The following is a 9,396-nucleotide window of genomic DNA, read 5'->3' as shown; positions in this document are numbered from 1 at the left end:
GTATAAAAATTATGAGGTATAATTTTCTTTAAGAACATAAAATTTTTTAATATAATATAAGATTATAGTTTTAATATGCTTGTTATTAATATTTTTTAATATATAATATTACAGAAAATAATTCAGGTTTTCAATTTTTTTAAATAAATTAATTTAAGGAAATAATAATATGGCTTTATCTATAGGAATTGTAGGACTTCCAAACGTAGGAAAATCAACACTTTTTAATGCACTAACAAATGCTCATGCAGAGGCAGCTAATTATCCGTTTTGTACTATAGATAAAAATGAAGCTACCGCTATAATAAAAGATGAAAGAGTTGATAAATTAGCAAATCTTTTTAAATCAAAAAAGAAAGTTTATAATACTACTACATTTGTTGATATTGCTGGACTTGTAAAGGGAGCTTCTAAAGGCGAAGGGCTTGGAAATAAATTCCTTTCGCATATTAGAGAAGTAAATGCAGTGCTTCATGTTGTGAGAGTATTTGAAGATGGAAACATTACTCATATAGGAGAAGTTGATCCATTAAGAGATTTGGATATAATATTAACAGAGCTTATGCTTGCAGATATTGAAACGCTTAATGCAAGAATGGAGAGACAAAAAAAGGTTGCTAAAGGAAGCAAAGCAAAAGCAGTAGAAGAAGAGATTGTATTACTTGAAAAAATACTTCCAGAGTTAAACAATTTTAAGCCAATATTTAGTTTAGATTTAACTGATTCAGAAAAAGATATATTAAAACCATTATTTTTATTAACATCAAAGAGCATGATGATAGGGGCTAATTTATCAGAAAATGAATTAGCTAACCCAGAAAAAAATTCTCATTATGTAACACTTCAAAATTATGCCAAAGAAAGAAATATAGAACTCATACCTTTCAGTGCTAAAATAGAAGCAGATTTACAGGATTTGGACGAAGAGGAGAGATTAAGTTATTTAGCAGACTTGGGAGTTAAAGAATCTGGAGTAGAGAGATTAACTAAAGCAGGACATAAATTATTAAAGCTTTTAACATTCCTTACTTCTGGAGAAGATGAAACTAGGGCTTGGACTGTGAGAGAAGGTGCTTATGCTCCAGAGGCTGCGGGGGTTATACACAGTGATTTTGAGAGGGGATTTATTAGTGCTGAGGTTATTAACTGTGATAAACTTTTGGAGCTTGGAAGTTTTGTTAAGGCTAAAGAGGCTGGTGCTATTAGACTTGAGGGTAAACAGTATCTTATGCAAGAGGGTGATGTTGTAACTTTTAGGTTCAATGTTTAATTTTCTTTATATAAGACTTTAAAGAGTTTAATTCCAAATAAAAAATAAGATATGAAATAAAAATATCAAAAAAATAATAAAATGAAACCGAATTTTGAAGCTAAATATATCAAATTATATGTACTTTCATCGTTTATAGGTGCTACAGTTGGTTTTATAGTGTCTTTTTATAGAATGATATTATATAGACTAAGTATTAATGTTTTTTATGTTTCAAATTTTATTCTTAGCAAATGGTATTATCCTATAATAATGTTTATAGTTTTAATTTCCCTTGGCTCTCTTATAGGGCTAATATTAAGACATTATCCGCAGATAAGAGGTGCTGGAGTTCCGCAGATAAAATATTATCTTTCTCTTAATGAACCAAAAAATATTGTTGTTGAAATAGCATTAAAACTTTTTGGAAGTATGATATCTTTTGCAAGCGGACTTTCACTAGGTAGGGCTGGTCCTTCTATGCATATAGGCACACTTGTTGGGCTTTTTTATCATAAACATTTTTATAGTCATATATCCAAATATAGAAGATATCTTATTATAGCTGGTGCTTGTGCGGGTATGACTGCTACTTTTAGTGCACCATTTACAGGAATTGCTTTCTCTTTTGAAGAGCTTAAAGAAAATAAAAATCATATAGTTTTTGTTTGTATAGCACTCTCTTCAATATCTTCTATACTTGTAATAGAGCATATTTTAGGGCAATCTATGATACTTAATTTTAATTTGCCGAGGATACTTGAAGTAAGACATTATATATCTTTACTTCCTTTGGGTCTAATATGCGGACTTCTTGCTTCTTTTCAAAATATACTTATGAATACATTTAGTAAATTTTATCAGAATATAAAAAATGATATACTTCGTCCTGTGCCTGCTTTTATAGTTGCTGGTATTATGATAATGTTTTTTCCTTATGTATTAGGAAGCGGAGATTTGCTTATAGGAAGTATAGTAATGGATAAGTTTCCTATACATATGTTATTTATTCTTATATTTGTTAAGCTTTTTTATACATCAGTATGTTCTACATCTGGAGCTGTGGGGGGAGTATTCTTTCCTACTTTTATTCTTGGTTCTTCTATAGGTTCTTTGTATGATATTTTCTTGGTGCATTATTTTCCAGAATATGCTATGTATGGAGATTTATTTATAGTATTGGGTATTACTTCTATGATGTCTGGTATTACAAGAACGCCTATAATGGTATGTATATTAATATTAGAGATATCAAGTTCAGTTTCAAATTTTGTTGCTCTTATGATAGTAGCTATAATATCGTATATGGTAGCTAAGGTTCTTGGAGTAACTTCTATATATGATTTCAAAGAAGATTAAAAAACATTAAATAATATTAAATAAATAATAGTTAATTAAATAAAATATAATAAAAAAGCCGCCTACAAATAATAGACGGCTATAATTTTTTTAATTGTTAATTTTAAGCTTTTACAACTTTTTTCTTGTATATTGTATCAACTATAACACCTAAAGCATTATCACCAGATACATTGCAAGCAGTACCGAATGAGTCTTGAGTGATGTATAAAGCAACCATTATAGCACTTAAAGGACTATCAGGACCGCCAAGACCAACCATATAAAGGAATGGTAAAGCTGTCATTATAGAACCGCCAGGAGCACCAGGAGAAGCTATCATAGCAATACCAAGCATAGCAATAAATGGAAGTATTGTACTGTAAGTGATAGGAATCTGATTCATTAAACATACTGCTGTGGCACATGCTGTAATCGTAATCATAGAGCCTGCCATGTGAATATTAGCACAAAGAGGTACTACGAAATTTCTTATTTGTTCAGATATTCCATCTTTTTCTGCACATTGCAAATTAACAGGTATAGTAGCAGCAGATGACTGTGTACCTAAAGCAGTTGCATATCCTGCAATTTGGTTTTTCATAAGCATAAAAGGATTTTTCTTTCCTATAGAACCAGATACTAAGAAAGCTATTAAAAGGTATATTAAATGCATAATGATAACTACTAAGAATACTTTCCATAATATTCCTAATATTACAAAAGTTTTTCCAGATCTAGTCATATCAACAAAAGTACCACAAATATAAAGAGGAAGTAAAGGGATTATAGATACACGCAAAACTTTATCAATAATAGTAGATAATTCTTTAAATACATTGTATAAATATTCGCCTATTTCTTTTCCTCTCATAGTGGATATTCCAAGTCCTATTATAAATGCAAATAAAACCGCAGCTAAAGTATCTAATAAAGGTGTTACACTTATAGATAAGTAAGGAGTAACAGAATTACCAGCAGCATCAGCAATTCTCTGAATATCATCAGCACTCATAAAGCTAGGAAATAAATTGTAAGCCACTAAGAATGATGCAGACCCAGCAATTAATGTAGAACCATAAGCTAATATACAAGTTATAAGTAGTAAGAACCCCGAGCCTTCTTTTAAATCAGCTATACCCATAGATACATAAGAAACAATCATTAAAGGTATTACAAATTTTAAATAAGAACTAAATATACCAGAGGCAGTTACTATGACTCTAGATATTACTTCTGGTATAAATTGCTGTCCAAAAAATATACCAAGCAAAATTCCGATAATCAACCTAGGCACTAATCCAAGTTTAAATTTTTTTTCCATTTTTACTCCTTAAAATATTTAAAAAATTTATAATTACTAATATATACAAAAATCACAATAAGTAAATAAAAAATCACATTTTTTTGTATTTAATAACTACTAACAGTAATATTATTTACCGTAAATTTGCAATTTTTATGTAATGTAATAATATAAATAATATATTGATTTTAATATAAAACTATATATACTTTAAGTTGTATAAAAAATTGGGGGAATAGAAAATGGATAAAAAGCTGTATGATAATTATATTAATATTTTAAAAGAGGAGTTAGTTCCTGCTTTGGGGTGTACTGAGCCTATAGCGATAGCTTTTGCTGGAGCTAAAGTTAGAGAGGTTTTAGGAGATATGCCAGAGTCTGTTGTAGTAAAATGCAGTGGAAATATTATTAAGAATGTTAAAGGGGTTACAGTTCCTAATTCTAATGGATTAAAAGGGATAGATGTTGCAGCTGTTTTGGGAATAGTTGGAGGCGATGCTAGCAAAAATCTTGAAGTATTAAGCAGTATTAAACAAGAAGATATTGATAACACAAAGAAATTACTTAAAACAGATTTTTGTAAATGTGAGCTTATAGAGAATGTTGAAAACTTATATATTATTATTGAAGCTAAAAACAAAAAATCTAGTGCTATAGTTGAAATAAGAAATGGACACACTAATATTACAAAGATAATTAAAGATGGTAAAGAAATTTTTAAATCTGATGATAATTCTTCTTCAGATTCTAATACAGATAGAGAATCACTAACAGTTAAAGATATATTCACTTTTGCTAATGAAGTAAAAATAGAAGATATAAAAGATGTAATATCAAGACAAATAGATATGAATACAGCTATATCCAAAGAAGGTATTAACAATGAATATGGTGCTTCTATAGGAAAGACATTATTAAAATATTATGGAGAAAATGATATAAGAAATAAAGCGAAAGCTTATGCTTCTGCAGGTTCTGATGCTCGTATGGGCGGATGTGCTATGCCTGTAGTTACAAATTCTGGAAGTGGCAATCAGGGTATTACAGCTTCTATTCCTGTAATAGAATATGCGTCGCATTTAAAAGTATCTGAAGAGAAATTATATAGAGCTTTAGTTTTATCAAACCTAATAGCTATTTTACAAAAAAAGCATATAGGTAAATTATCAGCATTTTGCGGAGTTGTATGTGCTGCTACTGGTGCTGCTTCTGGTATTGCCTATTTGCATGATGCTACATACAAACAAATATCTGATACTATAATCAATGCTTTATGTACTATAGGTGGAATGGTTTGTGATGGAGCTAAATCTTCTTGTGCTTCCAAGATTGCTGAAGCTATTGATTGCGGAATACTTGCTTTTAATATGGCTAAAGATGGAAAAGTATTTAAGTCTGGTGATGGACTTGTAAAAGATGATGTTGAGGCTACTATTGATAGTATAGGAAGAATGGCTAAAGAGGGTATGAAGGCGACTGATGTTGAAATACTTAATATTATGATAGAAAAATAATTTCCTTTTTCTAGTTTATTTATTTTTTAAATATTGTATAATATATTGATTAATTCATAATTAAATTATTAGGGGATTTTAATATGCCTAGTTTAAGTGATAAAGAAATTAATGCAACTTTAGCAAAAATTAGAAAAGATTATGCTGAGGGTGCTGAAAAATATGGTGCTAGAATATATAATGTTGATTCTTTTAATAGTAGATATAGAGAGGCTTTAGAAAATAGGCAGGATTTATCTAGTTTTTTATTATTAGAGATTAAGATATTAGAAGATATTAAAACAACTTTGATGCAAAAAGAAGAAGAGGCTCAAAGAAAGAAAGCTGAAGAAGAAAAAGCAAAAGAAAACTCTTTCATGAAGAAAGTTGATAACATGATAGAGAAATTCAGAAATGCAGTAGAAAAATATCCAGAAGCAAAATTGCATGAAAAGGCTGATTATGAACTTCAGCATTTATATGGGGCTTTTAGAGAGTTATATGAATGTTTTTCTGTTGTAAGATATTTTTCAAGCGGACCTGCTAGCGATTATATAGTAGAAACTGCTTTGAAAGATTATGATAATAAGCTTCAAAGATTTGTTACTCCTATAGGAGAAAGACGCATTCCAGAGATGTTTAGTGATTATGTATACGCTTTAGATAAGGGAGATAATTCTAGCAGATTTGAACAGTTTATATTAAAAGAGGCTGGTTTTTTACTTCATTCTTTTATTGATAAAATGAACTCTATAAAAATGATGGTTTTAAAAAATAGCTTTGAAAATAATGTTATATTACCTGAATCTCTTAGCTCTCAATCTCCGAGGGTATATTCATTTTTTAAAGGAAAAAATAAAGAAGATATTTATAATGCTACTATAGCTTATGCCTCTGCTATGATTAATGATTTTAGGTTGCAAAGTTTTAGAAAAGATGAAAATTAAAATAGTTATTTTATTTTTAGTTTTTTTTAGCTTAAGTTTTACCTATGACGCTTCTAATATTAATAATGCATATAGACTTTATAGAGCTAAAAATTATAAGAAAGCTGCAGAATTGTTAGAAGAAGAGATTAAAACTACACCTATATTAAAAATAGAATATTATGAAATGCTTGCTAATGCATATATGTATATGAAAGATTATAATAATATGCTTAGGGTAGCAAGAGATGGTATTATAGTTAATAGATTTTCTCATAAGCTTTATTTTCAAAAGGGGTATGCTTTATATAAATTAGGAAAAACTAATGAGGCTATTGAACCTGTAAGACATTCTCTTATATTGAACCCTGATGATGCTTATATGAATAATTTTTTAGGTTTATTATATCTTTATACTGAAGATTATAAATTAGCGGAGGCTTCTTTCTTAAAAGCGAATATCTATAGTACTAATAATGTTGTATATATGATTAATCTAGCTGCTACTTATGAAAGAGATAAAAATTATGTATCTGCTCTAAAAATTTATGAAGATGTTTATAGTATAGATAAAACCTATAGAAATGTGGCTGAATCTATAAACAGAGTAAAAAATTATTTAGGATATACAAACGAAGATATTAAAGTTATTAATACTGTTGAAACTACTCATAATGAAGATACAGAAGTTAATTTAATAAATCCTATGGAAAATACAAATCAAATAGTTGTTACTAATAATATATATACAAATAATATCATTAATACTAATAGTACAATGAATACTAATAATACTACTACAAATCAATAATATTTATGAAAGAGATTATAGATATATTAAATGAATATTCAAATAAAAAAAATAGTAATTTATATTCATATTTAAAAATTGCTAATAAGTGGAATATAATTATGGGGGATGTTTTATCTAAAATATGCTATCCTTCATTTTTTAGAAATGGCATTTTAACTGTTAATGTTATAGACAGTGTATGGGCTAATGAGATTATGATGAATAAAATAAAAATATTCAATAATATAAAAAACGAAACTAATATTGTAGTTTATAATCTTGTTACAAGAATAGATGATGTTAATAATAACTTTGAAAATAATACTAAAAAAAATTATGTAAAAAAAATTGTCACTGAAGAACATAAAAAGTGGGCTGATGAAACTATGAAAGAATCCAATATAGAAGATGAGAAAATGAGAGAAAAGTTTTATAATATTTTACTTGAGGCAGAGGATTAAATAATAAAATGTTTCTTATTGATGATAAGTATATAAAGAAAAGTATATCAATTTATAAAGCTACTAGGAGTGCAATTACATTAAAAGAGATTAATGAGCATTTATCTAGATATATTTATAATTATCCGAGAAAGGCTTTTGGTGTTAATCATGAAAGTGCTTTAGATTTTTATTGTTACTATATGGAGAGAATAGAAAATATTATACTAAAATATAATGAAACAGAAGTTAAGTTTATTACTTGGTTTACTTACACATTAAGAAATAGTTATTTAAATTATGCAGATTATAAAAAGAGAAAAGAAAAGTATAACAATGTAGAAGAGATTTCTATAGATGCTCCGCTTTGTAATAGAGAGGCATATACTTTGCATGATGTATTATATGACACAAAAACTTATTCTTTAAGCGATTATGTTGATGATACTGATGATATAGAAAATATTAGTTTGAAAATGTTTGATTATATAGAGAGTATTTTTAATGATAGAGATTCTCTAACATTTTTTATGCATAATTTGGAGCTATTTATAAATCTTGTGTCAAAACCTTTAATGAATTATTTTAATATTTCTTATGAAGAGGCTTATTCTATTATTGAAAAAGCAAGAGCTACTTATATACATAAATATAATGATATAATAAAGCTTCAGGATTCTATAGCTAGTATCAATTTACAAATAGCAGAAAATAATAGAAAAGGAATTTTTACTATACATTTAGCTAGCAAAAAACAACAGAGAATAAAAAAATTGCAGTCTATTAAGGTTACTGTTAGCTATGACTTTTTATCTAAGCTTTTTGATATTACAGTTAATGCCGTTACAAAGATTATAAAAAAGATAAAAACTCAATTAAAGGAGAGTTTTAAGCTATGAATGATAATAATGTTCAAAAATATGAAGAAGAAATTATAAGATATGTAAGCGGCTTAGAGGTGTCAAAAGAATTTTTATCTTTACTTGAAAATGATATTAATATTCAAAATAGAGTTAATAGTTTGAGGTTTGATTTATTTGTAATGGAGAATATAGAAGATTCTAATATGTTTGAAAAATCTATTAATAAGGCTTCTATTAAAATAAAAAATGGAATAATTGATAGCTTTAATTATTTTTCTATATTAACACCTCTTTTAAGTAGGGGAGAGAATAATAATACAGAAAAAACTTATATTTATAAAAATATAGAAATAAGTAAATACGAAAATGAATATTATTTAAATATTAGAGATATAAAAAAATATTGTATCATACATAAAAATAAAGAGGAGATAGTTAATATTTGGGGTGATAAAGAGAGTTATGAGTTAAAATTGGATAATGGAAATTATAATATAAAAACAGATTATTATGAATGTGATATAAATATAGAATAAGTGAAAGAGATAGTTTTTTACATTTTTAGTTTTTTATAAATATAAATAAATTATAATTTTTTGGATATAAAAATTTTATTATGTGTTAATAGAATATATCTTGAATATAAGATAATACCAAAATTTTAGTAAAAAATGCAGTTGTTTCGCTTCTTTTATACCAATACCATACCTAAAGGTACTTCCTACGGTCGCCCTGAAGGACTTCCTTCGGTCATAAAAGAAGTGGGGTATGCACGGTGTGTACTTCGTTAAAGGCAAAGCCACATATATAAAATATAAATTTATTTTTGACAAAATATAATTGTTTTAATATACTGAAAATTTTTAAGTTTGTCAAAATATAGTTTTTAAGTTTTTATTTGTGGTGGCTTTGCCCCTGCGAAGCGTGCCCGTAAGGTACACACCCCCAGTTCTTTTGCTGCCACAAAGAACCAAAAAGGCTGCATTTT

9 protein-coding genes are annotated in these 9,396 nt (G+C 27.5%); 8 read left to right on the top strand and 1 reads right to left on the bottom strand.

The genetic code is table 11. The annotated features are described in order from the left end of the window. Positions 1 to 169: 169 nt before the first annotated feature. On the top strand, positions 170 to 1,270 hold the full coding sequence (gene ychF, locus E6A48_RS08880) for a redox-regulated ATPase YchF (protein ID WP_219709831.1): 1,101 nt from the start codon (positions 170 to 172) through the stop codon (positions 1,268 to 1,270). Between the two features lie 81 nt (positions 1,271 to 1,351). After that, a complete protein-coding gene (locus E6A48_RS08875) occupies positions 1,352 to 2,608 on the top strand; it encodes a chloride channel protein (RefSeq protein ID WP_219709828.1) in 1,257 nt (418 codons plus the stop codon). A gap of 103 nt (positions 2,609 to 2,711) precedes the next feature. Here the strand turns inward: E6A48_RS08875 and E6A48_RS08870 are convergent, their stop codons facing one another. After that, complete coding sequence (locus tag E6A48_RS08870) at positions 2,712 to 3,911, bottom strand: dicarboxylate/amino acid:cation symporter (RefSeq protein WP_219709826.1); 1,200 nt, start codon at positions 3,909 to 3,911, stop codon at positions 2,712 to 2,714. A 224-nt stretch (positions 3,912 to 4,135) separates the two neighbouring features. Between E6A48_RS08870 and E6A48_RS08865 the strand changes: the two genes are divergently transcribed. From E6A48_RS08865 to E6A48_RS08840, 6 genes are all read left to right on the top strand, one after another. Beyond that, positions 4,136 to 5,407: an L-cysteine desulfidase family protein gene (locus tag E6A48_RS08865; protein WP_219709824.1), complete on the top strand. Its 1,272-nt coding sequence runs from the start codon at positions 4,136 to 4,138 to the stop codon at positions 5,405 to 5,407. Between the two features lie 83 nt (positions 5,408 to 5,490). Next, positions 5,491 to 6,333 carry a hypothetical protein gene (locus tag E6A48_RS08860; RefSeq protein WP_219709822.1) on the top strand — a complete coding sequence of 281 codons (843 nt, stop codon included), beginning with the start codon at positions 5,491 to 5,493 and terminating at the stop codon, positions 6,331 to 6,333. Next, positions 6,293 to 7,123 carry a tetratricopeptide repeat protein gene (locus E6A48_RS08855; RefSeq protein WP_219709820.1) on the top strand — a complete coding sequence of 277 codons (831 nt, stop codon included), beginning with the start codon at positions 6,293 to 6,295 and terminating at the stop codon, positions 7,121 to 7,123. Before E6A48_RS08860 ends, E6A48_RS08855 begins: the two co-directional genes overlap by 41 nt. Before the next feature lie 5 nt (positions 7,124 to 7,128). Next, positions 7,129 to 7,566, top strand: a complete 438-nt coding sequence (locus E6A48_RS08850; protein WP_219709818.1) for a DciA family protein — start codon at positions 7,129 to 7,131, stop codon at positions 7,564 to 7,566. A gap of 8 nt (positions 7,567 to 7,574) precedes the next feature. Then, positions 7,575 to 8,444 carry an RNA polymerase subunit sigma gene (locus E6A48_RS08845; protein ID WP_219709813.1) on the top strand — a complete coding sequence of 290 codons (870 nt, stop codon included), beginning with the start codon at positions 7,575 to 7,577 and terminating at the stop codon, positions 8,442 to 8,444. Further along, positions 8,441 to 8,944: a hypothetical protein gene (locus E6A48_RS08840; RefSeq protein ID WP_219709811.1), complete on the top strand. Its 504-nt coding sequence runs from the start codon at positions 8,441 to 8,443 to the stop codon at positions 8,942 to 8,944. The genes E6A48_RS08845 and E6A48_RS08840 overlap by 4 nt, the downstream gene beginning before the upstream one ends. Positions 8,945 to 9,396: the final 452 nt, after the last annotated feature.

The organism is Brachyspira pilosicoli, from assembly GCF_019402445.1.
Taxonomy (GTDB): domain Bacteria; phylum Spirochaetota; class Brachyspiria; order Brachyspirales; family Brachyspiraceae; genus Brachyspira; species Brachyspira pilosicoli_B.
This window is presented reverse-complemented; position numbering and strand designations above follow the sequence as displayed.

Bases quoted from the DNA above. Each gene is read 5' to 3' on its own strand.
- E6A48_RS08870 (WP_219709826.1), bottom strand. From the start codon at position 3,911: ATGGAAAAAAAATTTAAACTTGGATTAGTGCCTAGGTTGATTATCGGA.
- E6A48_RS08865 (WP_219709824.1), top strand. From the start codon at position 4,136: ATGGATAAAAAGCTGTATGATAATTATATTAATATTTTAAAAGAGGAG.
- E6A48_RS08845 (WP_219709813.1), top strand. From the start codon at position 7,575: ATGTTTCTTATTGATGATAAGTATATAAAGAAAAGTATATCAATTTAT.
- E6A48_RS08850 (WP_219709818.1), top strand. From the start codon at position 7,129: ATGAAAGAGATTATAGATATATTAAATGAATATTCAAATAAAAAAAAT.
- ychF (WP_219709831.1), top strand. From the start codon at position 170: ATGGCTTTATCTATAGGAATTGTAGGACTTCCAAACGTAGGAAAATCA.
- E6A48_RS08840 (WP_219709811.1), top strand. From the start codon at position 8,441: ATGAATGATAATAATGTTCAAAAATATGAAGAAGAAATTATAAGATAT.
- E6A48_RS08860 (WP_219709822.1), top strand. From the start codon at position 5,491: ATGCCTAGTTTAAGTGATAAAGAAATTAATGCAACTTTAGCAAAAATT.
- E6A48_RS08855 (WP_219709820.1), top strand. From the start codon at position 6,293: ATGATTTTAGGTTGCAAAGTTTTAGAAAAGATGAAAATTAAAATAGTT.
- E6A48_RS08875 (WP_219709828.1), top strand. From the start codon at position 1,352: ATGAAACCGAATTTTGAAGCTAAATATATCAAATTATATGTACTTTCA.